The sequence below is a fragment of the Pseudomonas sp. F(2018) genome, from assembly GCF_005508865.1.
Classification (GTDB): Bacteria; Pseudomonadota; Gammaproteobacteria; order Pseudomonadales; family Pseudomonadaceae; genus Aquipseudomonas.
Genome location: NZ_SCOM01000003.1, coordinates 296,491 through 313,316 on the forward strand (window position 1 = coordinate 296,491; position 16,826 = coordinate 313,316).

The 16,826-nt window shown below is 65.9% G+C and carries 14 protein-coding genes; 6 read left to right on the forward strand and 8 right to left on the reverse strand.

Annotated elements, in window-relative coordinates; all coding sequences use genetic code 11:
• Nucleotides 1-50 precede the first annotated feature (50 nt).
• Nucleotides 51-1,925, forward strand: a complete 1,875-nt coding sequence (locus FFS62_RS15305) for a diguanylate cyclase (protein WP_137973693.1) — start codon at nt 51-53, stop codon at nt 1,923-1,925.
• Nucleotide 1,926: 1 nt separating this feature from the next.
• On the opposite strand, the gene FFS62_RS15310 is transcribed toward FFS62_RS15305, so the two are convergent.
• Complete coding sequence (locus FFS62_RS15310; RefSeq protein ID WP_137973694.1) at nt 1,927-2,334, reverse strand: flagellar basal body-associated protein FliL; 408 nt, start codon at nt 2,332-2,334, stop codon at nt 1,927-1,929.
• 158 nt (nt 2,335-2,492) lie between these two features.
• On the opposite strand from FFS62_RS15310, the gene FFS62_RS15315 reads away from it, so the two are divergent.
• On the forward strand, nt 2,493-3,473 hold the full coding sequence (locus FFS62_RS15315) for an NADPH:quinone oxidoreductase family protein (protein ID WP_137973695.1): 981 nt from the start codon (nt 2,493-2,495) through the stop codon (nt 3,471-3,473).
• Nucleotides 3,474-3,527: 54 nt separating this feature from the next.
• Here the strand turns inward: FFS62_RS15315 and FFS62_RS15320 are convergent, their stop codons facing one another.
• From FFS62_RS15320 to trxA, 4 genes are all read right to left on the reverse strand, one after another.
• Nucleotides 3,528-4,496, reverse strand: coding sequence for a CDP-6-deoxy-delta-3,4-glucoseen reductase (locus FFS62_RS15320; RefSeq protein WP_137973696.1), 969 nt, complete (start codon nt 4,494-4,496; stop codon nt 3,528-3,530).
• A 26-nt stretch (nt 4,497-4,522) separates the two neighbouring features.
• Nucleotides 4,523-5,989 (reverse strand): 4-hydroxy-3-polyprenylbenzoate decarboxylase, encoded by a 1,467-nt coding sequence (gene ubiD, locus FFS62_RS15325; RefSeq protein ID WP_137973697.1) that lies wholly within the window; start codon nt 5,987-5,989, stop codon nt 4,523-4,525.
• 109 nt (nt 5,990-6,098) lie between these two features.
• Entirely contained in the window at nt 6,099-7,358 is a 1,260-nt protein-coding gene (rho, locus tag FFS62_RS15330) for a transcription termination factor Rho (protein WP_137973698.1), read from the reverse strand.
• 237 nt (nt 7,359-7,595) lie between these two features.
• Nucleotides 7,596-7,922, reverse strand: a complete 327-nt coding sequence (gene trxA, locus FFS62_RS15335; protein WP_137973699.1) for a thioredoxin TrxA — start codon at nt 7,920-7,922, stop codon at nt 7,596-7,598.
• A 211-nt stretch (nt 7,923-8,133) separates the two neighbouring features.
• Here trxA and ppx point away from each other — a divergent pair, with 211 nt between their 5' ends.
• Nucleotides 8,134-9,633 carry an exopolyphosphatase gene (gene ppx / locus FFS62_RS15340; protein WP_137973700.1) on the forward strand — a complete coding sequence of 500 codons (1,500 nt, stop codon included), beginning with the start codon at nt 8,134-8,136 and terminating at the stop codon, nt 9,631-9,633.
• A gap of 166 nt (nt 9,634-9,799) precedes the next feature.
• Here the strand turns inward: ppx and serA are convergent, their stop codons facing one another.
• Complete coding sequence (gene serA, locus FFS62_RS15345; RefSeq protein WP_137973701.1) at nt 9,800-11,029, reverse strand: phosphoglycerate dehydrogenase; 1,230 nt, start codon at nt 11,027-11,029, stop codon at nt 9,800-9,802.
• 187 nt (nt 11,030-11,216) lie between these two features.
• Here serA and FFS62_RS15350 point away from each other — a divergent pair, with 187 nt between their 5' ends.
• The 3 genes from FFS62_RS15350 to FFS62_RS15360 all read left to right on the forward strand — a co-directional run bounded on the left by FFS62_RS15350 (nt 11,217) and on the right by FFS62_RS15360 (nt 14,440).
• Nucleotides 11,217-12,611: an FAD-binding oxidoreductase gene (locus FFS62_RS15350; protein WP_137973702.1), complete on the forward strand. Its 1,395-nt coding sequence runs from the start codon at nt 11,217-11,219 to the stop codon at nt 12,609-12,611.
• A gap of 135 nt (nt 12,612-12,746) precedes the next feature.
• Nucleotides 12,747-13,412: a fumarylacetoacetate hydrolase family protein gene (locus FFS62_RS15355; protein ID WP_137973703.1), complete on the forward strand. Its 666-nt coding sequence runs from the start codon at nt 12,747-12,749 to the stop codon at nt 13,410-13,412.
• A gap of 101 nt (nt 13,413-13,513) precedes the next feature.
• Nucleotides 13,514-14,440, forward strand: coding sequence for an SdiA-regulated domain-containing protein (locus FFS62_RS15360; protein WP_137973704.1), 927 nt, complete (start codon nt 13,514-13,516; stop codon nt 14,438-14,440).
• A 163-nt stretch (nt 14,441-14,603) separates the two neighbouring features.
• Here the strand turns inward: FFS62_RS15360 and FFS62_RS15365 are convergent, their stop codons facing one another.
• Nucleotides 14,604-15,638 (reverse strand): histone deacetylase family protein, encoded by a 1,035-nt coding sequence (locus tag FFS62_RS15365; RefSeq protein ID WP_137973705.1) that lies wholly within the window; start codon nt 15,636-15,638, stop codon nt 14,604-14,606.
• A gap of 142 nt (nt 15,639-15,780) precedes the next feature.
• A complete protein-coding gene (locus FFS62_RS15370) occupies nt 15,781-16,824 on the reverse strand; it encodes an extracellular solute-binding protein (protein ID WP_137973706.1) in 1,044 nt (347 codons plus the stop codon).
• Between the last annotated feature and the right edge of the window lie 2 nt (nt 16,825-16,826).

Here is a 16,826-nt window from a genome sequence, read left to right on the forward strand (position 1 = left end):
TCCCCACCGGCGCTGTGCTATCACCACGGCATAGCCTCGCGGAGCCGATCATGCGCGCACGACCCGTCTGGCCCGCGCGCCTGGCGCTGGCCTTCCTCTTTCTGGTGCTGTGCCTGGCCAGCCTGATGCTCTGGCGCCAACTGGAGCGCGATCAGCAGGCACGCGTGGAGGAACGGGTCGACTACCAGGCACGCAGCCTGGCGCGCCAGCTGGAAAGCACGCTGCAAACCGAGGTCGAGAGCCTCGGCCGCATCGCCCGGCTGTGGAATAACCTGGGCCGCCTGTCGCGCGACGACTGGGAACAGGAAGCCGAGCTGGCGCTGACCGACTTCCCCGCCTACCAGTCGGTGCAATGGATCGGCCCTGACCTGCAGATGCGCTGGCTGCTGCCGCTGCGCGGCAACGAGGCCGCTGCCAATTTCCGCCTCACCGCCGACCATCCCAACTATCCGCTGGCCATGCAGGCCAAACAGACCGGCGAGCAGCGCTTTTCCAACAGCTTCCAGCTGGTCCAGGGCGGTCGCGGCTTCGTTCTCTATACCCCGCTGTACCTGGAGGTCGGCCCGGACCAGCATCGCTTCGATGGCTTCCTGCAGGGCGTATTCCGCGTCGAGCCACTGATGGACGAGCTGCTCGCTCATCTGGACAGTGACAGTTTCAGCGTGCGCCTGCGGGAAAACGGTCAGAGCCTGTACAGCCGCGAGCGTCCGGACACGCTGTCGCAGATGGCCAGCGAAGTGCCGCTGCGACTGCTCAACAACGACACCTTCAGCCTGCAGCTGAGCCCCACCGCCAAGCTGCTGCAGGGCCTGGCCACGCCCCTGCCGCAGGTGGTACTGGGCGCCGGGCTGGCCATCAGCCTGCTGCTGGTGGCCGCCCTGGCCCTGGCCCTGGAGAACACTCACCGCGCCGGCGCCCTGCAACGCACCAATCGCAGCCTGAAGGTGGAAGCCACCCGCCGCGAAGAGATCGAACGCCACCTGCGCGATAGCCGCGAGCGCCTGCAGCTGGTGCTCGACCTCACCGACTCCAGCCACGACAGCCTGTTCATCTTCGATACCCGCAGCCGCGAACTGCTGCACATGAACCAGGCCACCTACGCCGGCCTCGGCTACCGCGCCGAGCAGTTCGCCCAGCTCCTGCGCGAGGCTCCCGAGCAACTGCTGCCGGGCTTCCACGCCTGGCTGGAAGAGGTGCGCACGGCCCAGCAGGACAACCAGTCGCGGATCTTCCAGCGCGAGCTGTGCCGCCGTGATGGCAGCCGCCAGCCGGCGGAGATCAACACCCAGCTGGTGCAGCTGGGCGAGCGCGAATACCTGATCGCCGTGTCCCGCGACAACAGCGAGCGCCTGGAGCTGGAGGCGCGCCTGCAGCGCCTGTCGCAGCTGGACGGTCTGACCGGCATCTACAACCGGCGCTTCTTCGACCAGCAGCTGCACAGCGAATGGCGCCGCCTGCGCCGGATCGGCGCGCCGCTGGCCCTGCTGATGCTGGATATCGACCACTTCAAGGCGTTCAACGACGGCCTCGGCCACCTGGCCGGCGACGATGCCCTGCGCAAGGTCGGCGAAGTCCTGCAGAACAGCCTGCAGCGCGAGGGCGACGTGGCCTGTCGCTACGGCGGCGAGGAGTTCGCCATCATCCTCGCCAACACCGGCCTCGAGGGCGGCGAGCATGTGGCCGCGCGGGTCCACGACCTGATCGCCGGGCTGGCCATCGCCCACCCGGGCAGTCCCCAGGGCCGCCTGACCCTGAGTATCGGCCTGGCGGTGGCGGAGCCGGTCAGCGAGGAACAGCCGGGCGGGCTGGTGGCGCGTAGCGATCAGGCCCTGTATCGGGCCAAGCACGAGGGACGCAATCGCACCTGCGTGTGGAGCGAGGCCATGGCCGGCGAAGGGCGTGAGCGCCAGGCGCCGCCCGTCTGACTCATTGAATGATCAGGTTGTTGAACAGCAGGTCCTCGACGATGGGCTTGCCCTCTTCCTGATTCAGCACGTCCTGCACCTGCTTCAGCGCCTCCTGGCGCAGCTTCTCCTTGGCCGCTTCGTCGGCCATGCCGGCCTCGGTCTGCTGGGCGAACAGCATCACCAGTTGGTTGCGGATCAGCGGCTCGTGGTGCTCGACCTTCTCCTCGGCCTCGCTGCCGGTCACCCGCAGGGCGATGTCGGCCTTGAAGAACTTCAGCTTGGGCCCGGCGCCGAAGTTTCCCACCAGGGCCGGCACCAGGCTGACGTAGGCGACCTTGGGCGCGGCGTTCTCTTCCTCGCCGCCGCCACTGGCCAGGGCGGTGCACGGCAGGATCAGGGCCAGCAGCAGAGCGATGCGGTTTTTCACGGAAGATTCCTCGAAGGCAGATGCCGCCTAGCATAGCCATAGCGGCCCGCGCGCCCAAGCCCGACGCTTATAGGCCGCCATCAGATGCGGGCATGCTCGTTGACCCACCGGGCGCGCCTCCTACACTGCCGGACAGTCACGAACCCGAGGAAAGTGCGATGAAAGCCCTGCTCTGCAAAGCCTTCGGCCCGGCCTCCAGCCTGGTCCTGGAAGACCTGCCCAGCCCCGAACCGAAGAAGAACGAGGTGCTGATCGAGGTGCATGCCGCCGGCGTCAACTTCCCCGACACCCTGATCATCGAAGGCAAGTACCAGTTCAAGCCGCCGTTCCCCTTCGCGCCGGGCGGTGAAGCGGCCGGCGTGGTCAAGGCGGTTGGCGAGAAGATCAGCCACCTCAAGGCCGGCGACCGGGTCATGGCCCTGACCGGCTGGGGCAGCTTCGCCGAAGAGGTGGCAGTGCCCGGCTACAACGTGCTGCCAGTGCCCAAGACCATGGACCTGACCACCGCCGCGGCCTTCAGCATGACCTACGGCACCTCGATGCACGCCCTCAAGCAGCGGGCCAACCTGCAGAAGGGCGAGACCCTGCTGGTGCTTGGCGCCTCCGGCGGCGTCGGCCTGGCGGCCGTGGAGATCGGCAAGGCCATGGGCGCCACCGTGATCGCCGCGGCGAGCTCCGCCGAGAAGCTGGAAGTGGCGCGCAACGCCGGCGCCGACCATCTGATCAACTACAGCGAGCAGAGCCTCAAGGACGAGGTGAAGAAACTCACCGGCGGCCAGGGCGTCGACGTGATCTACGACCCGGTGGGTGGCGAGCTGTTCGAGGAGGCATTCCGCTCCATCGCCTGGAACGGCCGCTTCCTGGTGGTCGGCTTCGCCGCCGGCGGCGGCATTCCGGCCCTGCCGGCCAACCTGCCGCTGCTCAAGGGCGCGTCGCTGGTCGGCGTGTTCTGGGGCTCGTTCGCCCAGCGCCAGCCGCAGGACAACGCCGCCAACTTCGAGCAGCTGTTCGCCTGGCATGCCGAGGGCAAGCTCAAGCCGCTGGTGTCGCAGACCTTCCCGCTGGCACAGGGTGCCGCGGCCATCGATGCGCTGGGTCAGCGCAAGGCCGTGGGCAAGGTCGTGGTGCAGATCAAGTAAGAGCTGCCGCCACAAAAAAAGCCGCCCTCGGGCGGCTTTTTCATGGCCGGGCGATCATTCCCGGGGCGCGTAGGCGAACACGTCGGCGCGCATCTGGTGCGCATCCATGCCGGCCTCGACCAGGGCGTCGAGTGTGCCGTAGACCATGCCCGGCGAGCCGCTGGCGTAGACGTGCAGGGCCTTGAGATCGGCGAAGTCCTGGCACACCGCCTCGTGCAGCATGCCGCAACGCCCCTCCCAGCCGCAGCTGTCGCTGACCACCTTGTGCAGATGCAGGCCGGGCTGGCCTTCCCAGGCCTGCCAGCTGTCCAGCCGATAGAAATCGTCTGGCTGACGCACGCCCCAGTACAGGTGCAGCGGATGGGTGAAGCCGGTGGCGCGGCAGTGCTCGATCAGGCTGTGCATCTGCGCCATGCCGGTACCGGCGGCGAGCAGCACCAGCGGCCCGTCCGGCAACTCGGCCAGATGGGTGTCGCCGAACGGCATCTGCACCCGCGCCAGACGCATGCGGCGCAGCTGCGCGACGATCTGCCGGCTGCTGTCCTCGCGGGTCAGGATATGCAGCTCCAGATCACGGCCCTGATGGGGTGCCGAGGCCAGGGAGAAGGCCGACCATTCGCCGTCGTCACGCTGCAGCAGCAGGTACTGCCCGGCGTGGTAGCGCGGCGCCTTGCCGGCCGGTGCACGTAGCAGCACGCGGCAGACATCGCCGCCGAGGTCTTCCAGATCGAGCACCTGGCAACCGAAGGTACGTACCGGCAACTCGCCCGGGGCGAGCACGCCGTCCCAATGCAGCACGCAGTCTTGCAGCGGCTCGGCCAGGCAGGTGAACAGCTCGCCGTGGTCCAGCTCGGCGCCGGCCTGGCGCACCCGCCCCTCCACCAGCAACGCCGCGCAGATATGGCAGTTGCCGTTGCGACAGCTCTGCGGGCAGTCGTAGCCCAGACGCCGCGCGGCATCGAGGATACGCTCGCCGCCATGCACGTCGAGCACCGCGCCCGAGGGCTGCAGGGTGATCTTCATGACTTGCTCAGCAGGTGACGCGCTCATCAGTCGATGCCCAGCTCTTTCCACATGTCGTCGATACGTGCGACCACGGCCGGGTCCTTTTCGATCACCCTGCCCCACTCGCGCGAGGTCTCGCCTGGCCACTTGTGGGTGGCATCCAGGCCCATCTTCGAGCCCAGACCGGAGACCGGCGAGGCGAAGTCGAGGTAGTCGATCGGCGTGTTGTCGATCATCACTGTGTCGCGCTTGGGGTCCATGCGCGTGGTGATGGCCCAGATCACGTCGTTCCAGTCGCGGGCATTCACATCGTCGTCGGTGACGATGACGAACTTGGTGTACATGAACTGGCGCAGGAAGGACCAGACGCCGAGCATCACGCGCTTGGCGTGGCCGGGGTACTGCTTCTTCATGGTCACCACCGCCATGCGGTAGGAGCAGCCTTCCGGCGGCAGGTAGAAGTCGGTGATCTCCGGGAACTGCTTCTGCAGGATCGGCACGAACACCTCGTTCAGCGCCACGCCGAGGATCGCCGGCTCATCCGGCGGCCGGCCGGTGTAGGTGCTGTGGTAGATCGGCTCGCGGCGACGGGTGATGCGCTCCACGGTGAACACCGGGAAGGTGTCGACCTCGTTGTAGTAGCCGGTGTGGTCGCCATAGGGGCCTTCCGGCGCGGTCTCGCCCGGATAGATATGACCTTCCAGCACGATCTCGGCACTGGCCGGCACCTGCAGGTCGGAGCCGATGGCCTTGACCAGCTCGGTACGGTGGCCGCGCAAGAGTCCTGCGAAGGCGTACTCGGAGAGGGTGTCCGGCACCGGGGTGACGGCACCGAGGATGGTCGCCGGGTCGGCGCCCAGGGCCACGGCCACCGGATAGGGACGATCCGGGTACTTCTGGCACCACTCGCGGTAATCCAGCGCGCCGCCGCGGTGGCTGAGCCAGCGCATGATCACCTTGTTGCGGCCGATCACCTGCTGGCGGTAGATGCCGAGATTCTGCCGCTCCTTGTTGGGCCCCTTGGTGATGGTCAGACCCCAGGTGATCAGCGGCGCCACGTCGCCCGGCCAGCAGGTCTGCACCGGCAGCTTGCCCAGGTCGACGGCGTCGCCCTCCTCGATCACCTCGTGGCACGGCGCATCCTTGAGCACCTTGGGCGCCATGCTGATGACCTTCTTGTAGATCGGCAGCTTGCTCCAGGCGTCCTTCAGGCCCTTGGGCGGCTCGGGCTCCTTGAGGAAGGCCAGCAGCTTGCCGATCTCGCGCAGCTCGCCGACATCCTCGGCGCCCATGCCCAAGGCCACGCGCTCGGGGGTGCCGAACAGGTTGCCCAGCACCGGCACGTCGAAGCCCGTGGGCTTCTCGAACAGCAGCGCGGGACCGCCGCGGCGCAGAGTGCGGTCGCAGATTTCGGTCATTTCCAGCACGGGGGAAACCGGGGTCTGGATGCGCTTGAGTTCGCCGCGCTTTTCCAGCTCGCGGATGAAGTCGCGCAGGTCGCGATACTGCATGCTTGGGCCTCACAGGTCGGGGCGCAAAGTTTAGCGCCGAACTGGGTTATTCAGAAGGCTGCACAAACGCAAAGGCCGGGTTTCCCCGGCCTCTGTGGCAACGCTCGAATCATTTCCGCTTCATGGAGAGGAAGAATTCTTCGTTGGTCTTGGTATCTTTCAGCTTGTCGGTGAGGAACTCGATGGCGGCAATCTCGTCCATCGGGTGCAGCAGCTTGCGCAGAATCCACATGCGCGCCAGCTCTTCCTCGCCGGTCAGCAACTCCTCGCGGCGGGTGCCGGACTTGTTGATGTTGATGGCCGGGAACACACGCTTCTCGGCGATGCGGCGGTCCAGCGGCAGCTCCATGTTGCCGGTGCCCTTGAATTCCTCGTAGATCACCTCGTCCATCTTCGAGCCGGTCTCGACCAGCGCGGTGGCGATGATGGTCAGCGAACCGCCTTCCTCGATGTTACGGGCGGCGCCGAAGAAGCGCTTCGGCTTCTCCAGGGCGTGGGCGTCGACACCACCGGTCAGCACCTTGCCGGAGCTCGGGATCACAGTGTTGTAGGCACGCGCCAGGCGGGTGATGGAGTCGAGCAGGATGACCACGTCCTTCTTGTGCTCGACCAGGCGCTTGGCCTTCTCGATCACCATCTCGGCGACCTGCACGTGGCGGGTCGGCGGCTCGTCGAAGGTCGAGGCGACCACTTCGCCGCGCACGGTGCGCTGCATCTCGGTCACTTCTTCCGGGCGCTCGTCGATCAGCAGAACGATCAGGTAGCACTCGGGGTTGTTGCGGGTGATGTTGGCCGCAATGTTCTGCAGCATGATGGTCTTGCCCGCTTTCGGCGGGGCGACGATCAGGCCGCGCTGGCCCTTGCCGATCGGCGCGCAGAGGTCGATCACGCGGCCGGTGAGGTCTTCCTTGGAGCCGTTGCCGGCCTCCATGGTCAGGCGCTTGGTCGGGAACAGCGGCGTCAGGTTCTCGAACAGGATCTTGTTCTTGGCGTTTTCCGGGCGGTCGAAGTTGATGGTGTCGACCTTGAGCAGGGCGAAGTAGCGCTCGCCTTCTTTCGGCGGGCGGATCTTGCCGACGATGGTGTCACCGGTACGCAGGTTGAAGCGGCGGATCTGGCTGGGCGAGACGTAGATATCGTCCGGGCCGGCCAGGTAGGAGGAGTCCGCGGAGCGCAGGAAGCCGAAGCCGTCCTGGAGAATCTCCAGCACGCCGTCGCCGGAGATCTCTTCGCCGCTTTTCGCGTGCTTCTTGAGCAGGGCGAAGATGATGTCCTGCTTGCGCGAACGGGCCATGTTTTCCAGACCAGCCTGGTCGGCCATGTCCAGCAGTTCGGCAATCGGCTTTTGCTTGAGTTCGGTCAGATTCATAGGAATGACGTAGGTATATGAAGGAGGGAAGGAAAGCCTTGGGCTTTGCTGGCCGCGCCGCGAGAAGGCGACTGGATCGCTCGATATTATCGGGAGGAGTGCGTCGGCGACGGCTTGGGGGGCAACGGGGAACCCGTTGCAGGCCCGAATGTAACACCGCGTTTATCGCGACGTCCAGCCTGCGCCCAAAGAAAAAGCCCCGCGATGTGCGGGGCTTCTATTACAGCGGCGAACGCCTCAGATGTTGGCGTCGAGGAAGGCGGCCAGCTGCGACTTGGACAGGGCGCCGACCTTGGTGGCCTCGACGTTGCCGTTCTTGAACAGCATCAGGGTCGGGATGCCACGCACGCCGTACTTCGGCGGGGTTTCCTGGTTTTCGTCGATGTTCAGCTTGCAGACCTTCAGCTTGCCGGCGTAGGTCTGGGCGATTTCGTCCAGCACCGGGGCGATCATCTTGCACGGGCCGCACCATTCGGCCCAGTAGTCGACCAGGACCGGACCTTCGGCCTTGATCACGTCATCTTCGAAGCTGGTGTCGCTGACGTTGGTGATGAAATCGCTCATGTGAGTCTCCGTGATCGGAAGCAGAAAAGTGGCGCCATGATAGCCCGCATCCGCCCCTGCCGAAAGCCGCTCTCCATTGAGCTTGACTATCAATGGATTTCATACTGCTGATGAAAGACTACGGCAACCCAGCCACGGGCGGTTAACATGCTGCCATGCGGTGCCCGCTCGCTCAGGACCGGCGCCAACGTTTGCCAAGGGACAATCCTTCATGCCCAACACCGCCAAGCAGTTTCCTCTGATTGCCGCCATCGACCTCGGTTCCAACAGCTTCCACATGGTGCTGGCCAAGACCGACCACGGCGAGATCCGCATCCTCGAGCGGCTCGGTGAAAAAGTGCAGCTGGCCGCCGGCCTGGACGACGGGCGCGTGCTCAGCGAGGAAGCTATGCAGCGCGGCCTGGACTGCCTGCGCCGCTTCGGCCAGCTGATCCAGGGGCTGCCCCAGGGCGCCGTGCGCATCGTCGGCACCAACGCCCTGCGCGAGGCGCGCAACCGCGCCGAGTTCATCCGCCGCGCCGACGAACTGCTCGGCCACCAGGTGGAAGTCATCTCCGGCCGCGAGGAAGCGCGCCTGATCTACCTCGGCGTGTCGCACAGCATCGCCGACACCCCCGGCAAGCGCCTGGTGGTGGACATCGGCGGCGGCAGCACCGAATTCATCGTCGGCCAGCGCTTCGAACCGCTGCTGCGCGAAAGTCTGCAGATGGGCTGCGTCAGCTACACCCAGCGCTACTTCCGCGACGGCAAGATCACCCCGGCGCGCTACGCCCAGGCCTACACCGCCGCACGCCTGGAGCTGATGAGCATCGAGCAGGGCCTGCAGCGCCTGGGCTGGCAGGAATCGGTGGGCGCCTCCGGCACCATTCGCGCCGTGGGCCTGGCGATCAAGGCCGGCGGCCTGGGCAACGGCGAGATCAACCCCGAGGGCCTGGCCTGGCTCAAGCGCAAGGTGTTCAAGCTGGGCGAGGCGGACAAGCTCGACCTGGAGGGCATCAAGCCCGATCGCCGGCAGATCTTCCCGGCCGGCCTGGCCATTGCCGAGGCCATCTTCGACGCCCTCGACCTGCAGCGCATGGACCACTCCGAGGGCGCCCTGCGCGAAGGCGTGCTCTACGACCTGCTCGGCCGCCATCACCACGAGGACGTACGCGAACGCACCCTGGGCGCGCTGATGGAGCGCTACCACGTCGACCTGCAGCAGGCCGCGCGAGTCGAGGCCAAGGCCCTGCAGGCCCTGGAGAAGGTGACCGAGGCCTGGCAGCTGGACGAGGACTGGCACAGCGACCTGCTGCAGTGGGGCGCGCGGGTGCACGAGATCGGCCTGGATATCGCCCACTACCAGTACCACAAGCACGGCGCCTACCTGATCGAGCACTCCGACCTGGCCGGCTTTTCCCGCCGCGACCAGCTGATGCTGGCCCTGCTGGTGCGCGGCCATCGCCGCAACATCCCCAAGGATCGCTTCGCCGAGTTCGGCGAGGACGGCGTACAGCTGCAGCGCCTGTGCGTGCTGCTGCGCTTCGCCATCCTCTTCCACCACATCCGCGGCACCCAGGAAATGCCCAAGGTACAGCTGAAGGCCGGCCCGCAGAGCCTGGACCTGACCTTCCCCGACGGCTGGCTGGCGGCCAACCCGCTGACCCAGGCCGACTTCGAGCAGGAAGCCGAGTGGCTGACGCGGATCGGCTTCACCCTCAGCGTGCGCTGAAGGGAATGCTGTAGCCTGGATGCAATCCAGGGGCGGTGCTGCCGACTTCCCGGATTGCATCCGGGCTACGGAACTCACGACGAAGCTCGCTCCTACGCCACGTGATCGCACAGCCAATGAAAAAAGGGAGGCCTAGGCCTCCCTTTTTCGTTGCAGCGCGGCGTTCTTAGAAGAGGACGCGGCTGCGGATGGTGCCGGTGACGTGCTGCAGCTTCTCGAGGGCCAGGTCGGAGTACTCGGCGTCGACGTCGATCACCACGTAGCCGACCTTGTCGTTGGTCTGCAGGAACTGGCCGGAGATGTTGATGCCGTTGTCGGCGAACACCTTGTTGATCTCGCTCATCACGCCCGGCACGTTCTGGTGGATGTGCAGCAGGCGGTGCTTGCCCGGGTGCGCCGGCAGGGCGACTTCCGGGAAGTTCACGGACGACACGGAAGTGCCGTTGTCGCTGTACTTGACCAGCTTCTCGGCCACTTCCAGGCCGATGTTGGCCTGCGCCTCAGCAGTCGAACCACCGATATGCGGGGTCAGGATCACGCGATCCAGGCCACGCAGCGGGCTCTCGAACTCTTCGTCGTTGGACTTCGGCTCGACCGGGAACACGTCGATGGCGGCGCCGATCAGGTGCTCGTCCTTGATCGCGGCGGCCAGGTGCTCCAGCTCGACCACGGTGCCGCGGGCGGCGTTGATCAGGATGCCGCCCTTCTTCATGGCGCGGATTTCCTTCTCGCCGATCATCCACTGGGTGGATGGCAGCTCCGGCACGTGCAGGGAAACGATGTCGGCCATGCCCAGCAGGTCGTGCAGCTTGGCCACCTGGGTGGCGTTGCCCAGCGGCAGCTTGGTCACGGTGTCGTAGAAGAACACCTGCATGCCCAGGGCCTCGGCCAGGACCGAGAGCTGGGTGCCGATGGAGCCGTAGCCGACGATGCCGAGCTTCTTGCCGCGGATCTCGAAGGAGTTGGCCGCCGACTTGATCCAGCCACCACGGTGGCAGGAGGCGTTCTTCTCCGGAATGCCGCGCAGCAGCAGGATGGCCTGGGCCAGTACCAGCTCGGCGACCGAGCGGGTGTTGGAATAGGGGGCGTTGAACACGGCGATGCCGCGCTCGCGGGCGGCGTCCAGGTCGACCTGGTTGGTGCCGATGCAGAAGCAGCCGACGGCGACCAGCTTCTTGGCGCAGTCGAAGACTTCCTCGGTCAGCTGGGTGCGGGAACGGATGCCGATGAAGTGGGCGTCGGCGATCTTGCTCTTCAGCTCGTCGTCGGACAGGGCGCCCTTGAGGTACTCGATGTTGGTGTAACCAGCGGCCTTCAGGGTGTCGACGGCATTCTGGTGCACGCCTTCCAGCAGAAGGAACTTGATCTTGCTCTTGTCGAGAGAGGTCTTGCTCATCGGAGTACCTGTTGTCCCACAAAAAGGTGTCAGGAAAACGGCCGAAAACACTGCCGGCCGGCCCCGCGGATCGGCTCGGGGGCACGATTGGCGGGGGGCGTATGCTAGCATACGAGCCCCGCGAAACCGCCACCCCTGACCGATGAAGCGTTCTCAGGGTGACCATGAATCGTTTGAGAGTTCCCAGATGACCAATCCTGCCCTGATCGATGAGCTGAAGACCCTGGTGGAACCCGGCAAGGTGCTGACCGACGCTGACTCCCTCAACGCCTACGGCAAGGATTGGACCAAGCATTTCGCCCCCGCACCGACCGCCATCGTCTTCCCCAAGACCACCGAGCAGGTGCAGGCCATCGTGCGCTGGGCCAACCAGCACAAGGTCGCCCTGGTGCCGTCCGGCGGCCGTACCGGCCTGTCCGCCGCCGCCGTCGCCGCCAACGGTGAAGTGGTAGTGGCCTTCGACTACATGAACCAGATCCTCGAATTCAACGAATTCGACCGCACCGTGGTGTGCCAGCCGGGCGTGGTGACCAAGCAGCTGCAGATGTACGCCGAGGACAAGGGCCTGTACTACCCGGTGGACTTCGCCTCCGCCGGCTCCAGCCAGCTGGGCGGCAACATCGGCACCAACGCCGGCGGCATCAAGGTGATTCGCTACGGCATGACCCGCAACTGGGTCGCCGGCCTGAAAGTGGTCACCGGTACCGGTGAGCTGCTGGAGCTGAACCGCGACCTGATCAAGAACGCCACCGGCTACGACATGCGCCAGCTGTTTATCGGCGCCGAGGGGACACTCGGATTTGTCGTCGAAGCCACAATGCGCCTGGAGCGCGCGCCGAAGAACCTCACCGCGATGGTCCTCGGCACCCCCGACTTCGACTCGATCATGCCGGTACTGCACGCCTTCCAGAACAAACTGGACCTGACCGCCTTCGAGTTCTTCTCGGACAAGGCCCTGGCCAAGATCATGGCCCGCGGCGACGTACCGCCGGCCTTCGAGACCGACTGCCCGTTCTACGCCCTGCTGGAGTTCGAGGCCACCACCGAGGAAGTCGCCGAGCAGGCCCTGGCCACCTTCGAGCACTGCGTCGAGCAGGGCTGGGTGGTCGATGGCGTGATGAGCCAGAGCGAGCAGCAGCTGCAGAACCTGTGGAAACTGCGCGAGTACATCTCCGAGACCATCAGCCACTGGACCCCGTACAAGAACGACATCTCGGTCACCGTCGGCCAGGTGCCGGCCTTCCTGCACGACATCGACCGCATCGTCGGCGAGAACTACCCGGACTTCGAGGTGATCTGGTTCGGCCATATCGGCGACGGCAACCTGCACCTGAACATCCTCAAGCCGGAGAACCTGTCCAAGGACGATTTCTTCGCCAAGTGCGCCATCGTCAACAAGTGGGTGTTCGAGACCGTGCAAAAGTACAACGGCTCGATCAGCGCCGAGCACGGCGTGGGCATGACCAAGCGCGACTACCTGCACTACAGCCGCTCGGAAGCCGAGATCGGCTACATGAAGGCAATCAAGGCCGTATTCGATCCGAACGGCATCATGAACCCAGGCAAGATCTTCCCCCTCTGACTCTCACCACCCCTCTCCCCCTGGGAGAGGGGCCGGGGGTGAGGGTCTCCTAGGCTGCTCCGAGTTGCCTGCAGCACCCTCACCCAGCCCTCTCCCGGAGGGAGAGGGAGCCAGCACCCACCCGAGGAGTGGCCCATGAGCTACCAGCACCAGTACACCGACGGCACGCCGATCCACTTCCCGCTGGGCAAGGTGGTCTGCGTCGGGCGCAACTACGCCGAGCATGCCGCCGAGCTGAACAACCCGATCCCGACCGAGCCGCTGCTGTTCATCAAGCCGGGCAGCTGCACCGTGCCGCTGAACGACAGCTTCGCCATTCCGGCCGACCGCGGTGCCGTGCACTTCGAGGCGGAGATCGCCGTGCTGATCGGCAAGCCGCTGTCGAAGAAGCCGTCCGAGGAAGAAGTGCGCGACGCCATCTCCGGCTTCGCCCCGGCCCTGGACCTGACCCTGCGCGACGTGCAGGCCAAGCTCAAGGAGAAGGGCCTGCCCTGGGAGCTGTCCAAGTCCTTCGATGGCGCCTATGTGCTGGCGCCCTTCGTCGCCGCCGACGCAGTGGAAGACGTGCGCGACATCGGCATCCGCCTGTCCATCGACGGCCAGCTACGTCAGGACGGCAACAGCCGCGACATGCTCAACCCGATCATCGGTCTGATCCAGCACATCGCCGGCCACTTCAGCCTGCAGCCGGGCGATGTGGTGTCCACCGGCACACCGGCCGGCGTCGGCCCGCTGGCCAGCGGCGAGAACCTGGAGATCGAGCTGGTCGGCCTGTCGCGCTTCACCAGCCGCGTGCTCTGATCCGCCGCCGGTCCTGTGCGGCGGGCCTTTCCGCCGCCCTTCACAGAACTTTCACCGACGCCGAGTAGTCTGAGAGGCTCGATCCCCCCGAGCAGTATTCGATGTCCCTCAGCCTCTTCCTGCCTCGCCAGCGTCGCCTGACCCTGGCGCTGGTCGTCGCCCTCGCCTGCACCGCCGCCCTGACCCGCTACCTGCACTGGGACGACCGTGCCCTGTTGTGGTTCAAGGAGCAGAGCGTACCGGCCGCCGAGCGCGCCGCCAGCATCTGGCTGCCGGGCTACAAGGCCAGCGTCGAGGGCAAACCGCTGGTCGGCCTGGAGGAGGACGAGACCTCCGACCTGACCTACAACCCGATCACCGGCACCCTGTTCACCGTCACCGGCAAGCTGCCGATGCTGGTGGAGCTCAGCCGCAGCGGCGACGTGCTGCGGCGCATCGCGCTCAAGGGCTTCTCCAATCCGGAGGGCGTGGCGGTGCTGGAAAACGGCAACATCGCCGTGACCGACGAGCGGCGGCGCAACCTGTCGATCTTCGAGCTGAATCCGCTGACCCGCGAGCTCGACCTGGCCGACGCCAAGCCCTTCGACCTGGGCTTCCCTGACGCCGGCAACAAGGGCTTCGAGGGCATCGCCTGGGACCCGGCGCGGCAGCGCCTGCTGCTCGGCAAGGAGCGCACGCCACGGATGTTCAGCCTCGGCAGCGACGGCCAGCACCTGCTCGACAATGAGCTGCAGCCACTCCCCAGCTACGGCCTGGGCATGCGCAACCTGTCGGCGCTGAGCGTCGACCCGCGCACCGGGCATATCCTCGCCCTCTCCGCCCAGTCGCATCTGCTGCTGGAGCTGGACGAGCGCGGCGAGCCGGTCAGCTTCATCAGCCTGATCGGCGGCCAGAGCGGTCTGGACCGGCGCATCCCTCGCGCCGAGGGCGTGGCCATGGACGAGGACGGCACCATCTACATGGTCAGCGAGCCGAACCTGTTCTACGTGTTCCGCAAGGATGAACCCTTCACCGCTCCCCAAGGCTGAGAACCTACTTATGCTTTGCTGCGCGTCGGCCAGGCTGTGTTGAAAGCCGGTTCGGAATGTTCATTTACCATTCGTAAACTCGCGTGCGAGCCCAGTCCGCTTCCTCACCAGCTTTCGCCTTGCCTGGCTCTAGCTCGCAAGAGCCTAAGCAGGTTCTAGGCGTTTAACGGGTAACGCTGTCGAAGCCCTGCAGCACATTGATGGCGTTGATGCCGATCTCCTCCACCGCATAGCCGCCCTCCATGACGAACAGGGTCTGCAGGCCCAGCGCGCCGATGACTTCGCCCATGCGCAGGTAGTCCGGGCTGTCCAGCTTGAACTGCGAGATCGGGTCTTCCTTGAAGGTGTCCACGCCCAGCGAGACGATCAGCGCGTCCGGTGCGTAGGCGGCGATCTGCCGGCAGGCGGCGGCCAGCGCCAGGCTCCAGGCCGACCAGTCGCTGCCGGCGGCCAGCGGGTAATTGAAGTTGAAGCCGCGGCCGACGCCCTCGCCCTTCTCGTCGGCATAGCCGAGGAAGAACGGGTACTCGAAGCGCGGATCGCCGTGGATCGAGGTGAACAGCACGTCGGCGCGGTCGTAGAAGATGTCTTGGGTGCCGTTGCCGTGGTGGTAGTCGACGTCGAGGATGGCCACGCGGCTGGCGCCCTGGTCGAGCATGGCCTGGGCAGCAATGGCGGCGTTGTTGAAGTAGCAGTAGCCGCCCATGTAGTCGGCCGCGGCATGGTGGCCCGGCGGCCGGCACAGCGAGAACACCCCGCGCGCGCCCTTGGCCAGCTCGGCCTGGCCGGTCAGCGCCACGTTCACCGAGCTGCTCACCGCCTGCCAGGTGCCGGCGGTGATCGGCACGCCGGCGTCGAAACTGTAGTAACCGAACTTGCCGTCGATGCAGTCCGGAATGGTCTGGCGCAGACGGCGGTTGGGCCAGGTGAACGGCAGCATGTCGTAGTCGCGACCCAGGGCCTGCCATTCGGCCCAGGCGTCCTTGAGGAAGTGCACGAAACCCTCGTCGTGCACCCGCAGGATCGGCGCCAGGCCGAACTCGCGCGGCGCCGCCACCTCACCCAGCTTCACCTTCTGCGCCCGCGCCAGGACCATGTCGGCGCGGCTGGGCTTCTCGAAGCAGGGCGTGAGCTGGCCGTCGATCAGCTCGTATTTGCCGTGGTGCAGGTGATGGTCGTCGCTATAGATCGTCAGCATGAGGGGCTCCCCGGACGCGGGTCGGTCCGTGAAAGTTGCGAGTGGAATCCCTCTCCCCAACGGGGAGAGGCCAGGGAGAGGGGGCTGTCGCACACCCTCTCCCCCAATCCCTCTCCCGTAAACGGGAGAGGGGAGCCATGGGTTACTTCTTGAGTTTCGTCCAGACCTTGCTGCGCAGGGCCAGGGCCTTGGGCGAGCAGAGCTTGAACGAACGCAGGCGCTCGAGCTTGTCGGCCGGGGTGTTGATTGCCGGGTCCTCGAACAGCGCCTTGTCCATGAACTTCTCGGCGCCGGCGATGGCGTTGTTGTACTTGGCGAAGTTGGAGGCGGCGGCGATGTTCTCCGGCTGCATCATCCAGTTGATGAACACATGGGCCTCGGCGACGTTGCTGGCGCCCTTGGGAATCACGAAGTTGTCGATGAAGGTGGACACGCCCTCCTTCGGATAGACGTAGGTCAGCGTGGCGCGCTGCTCCTTGGCGCGGTGGAAGGCGCCGTTCCACTGCTGGTGCATGGCCACCTCGCCGGCGGCCATGCGTTCGATGGTGCCGTCGCTGTTGTACATCGCCAGCATGTCCTTCTGCTTGCTCAGCAGCTCCATGATCTTCTTCACCTCCTGCGGGTCCTCGGTGCAGCGGTCGATGCCCAGGTAGAAGGCGGCCGGCGGGAACAGGTCGTCCATCGAGTTGAGCGCCACCACCTTGCCCTTCAGCTCGGCCGGCGGGGCGAAGAACGGCCCCCAGCTCTCGTCGAGCTTGCCGCCAGGCACCTGGGCGCTGTCGTAGCTGTAGCCGGTGGTGCCCCACAGGTAGGGCACGCTGTAATCGTGGCCCGGGTCGAAATCGAGCTTCTGGAAGGTCGGCGCCAGGTTGGCCAGGTTCGGCAGCTTGCTCTTGTCGAACTTCTGCAGCAGGTCTTCCTGGACCATGATCTGGATGAAGCTGTCCGACGGCACCACCACGTCGTAGTTGCCACCGCCGGCCTTGAGCTTGGCCAGCAGCGTCTCGTTGGAGTCGTAGGCGTCGAGGGTGGCCTTGATGCCGGTATCGGCCTCGAACTTCTTCAGCAGCTCCGGCGGGTAATAGTCCGACCAGTTGGCGAAGTTGAGGCTGCCGGCAGCCTGGGCGGCGCCGGACAGGCCGAGGGCGAGAACAACGGATAGCGCGAGCGGGGTACGACGGATCATGG

Coding starts and splice junctions, on each gene's coding strand:
- FFS62_RS15360 (WP_137973704.1), top strand. CDS start 13,514: ATGTCCCTCAGCCTCTTCCTGCCTCGCCAGCGTCGCCTGACCCTGGCG.
- FFS62_RS15370 (WP_137973706.1), bottom strand. CDS start 16,824: ATGATCCGTCGTACCCCGCTCGCGCTATCCGTTGTTCTCGCCCTCGGC.
- FFS62_RS15365 (WP_137973705.1), bottom strand. CDS start 15,638: ATGCTGACGATCTATAGCGACGACCATCACCTGCACCACGGCAAATAC.
- FFS62_RS15320 (WP_137973696.1), bottom strand. CDS start 4,496: ATGAAGATCACCCTGCAGCCCTCGGGCGCGGTGCTCGACGTGCATGGC.
- FFS62_RS15315 (WP_137973695.1), top strand. CDS start 2,493: ATGAAAGCCCTGCTCTGCAAAGCCTTCGGCCCGGCCTCCAGCCTGGTC.
- ppx (WP_137973700.1), top strand. CDS start 8,134: ATGCCCAACACCGCCAAGCAGTTTCCTCTGATTGCCGCCATCGACCTC.
- FFS62_RS15350 (WP_137973702.1), top strand. CDS start 11,217: ATGACCAATCCTGCCCTGATCGATGAGCTGAAGACCCTGGTGGAACCC.
- ubiD (WP_137973697.1), bottom strand. CDS start 5,989: ATGCAGTATCGCGACCTGCGCGACTTCATCCGCGAGCTGGAAAAGCGC.
- FFS62_RS15305 (WP_137973693.1), top strand. CDS start 51: ATGCGCGCACGACCCGTCTGGCCCGCGCGCCTGGCGCTGGCCTTCCTC.
- rho (WP_137973698.1), bottom strand. CDS start 7,358: ATGAATCTGACCGAACTCAAGCAAAAGCCGATTGCCGAACTGCTGGAC.
- trxA (WP_137973699.1), bottom strand. CDS start 7,922: ATGAGCGATTTCATCACCAACGTCAGCGACACCAGCTTCGAAGATGAC.
- serA (WP_137973701.1), bottom strand. CDS start 11,029: ATGAGCAAGACCTCTCTCGACAAGAGCAAGATCAAGTTCCTTCTGCTG.
- FFS62_RS15355 (WP_137973703.1), top strand. CDS start 12,747: ATGAGCTACCAGCACCAGTACACCGACGGCACGCCGATCCACTTCCCG.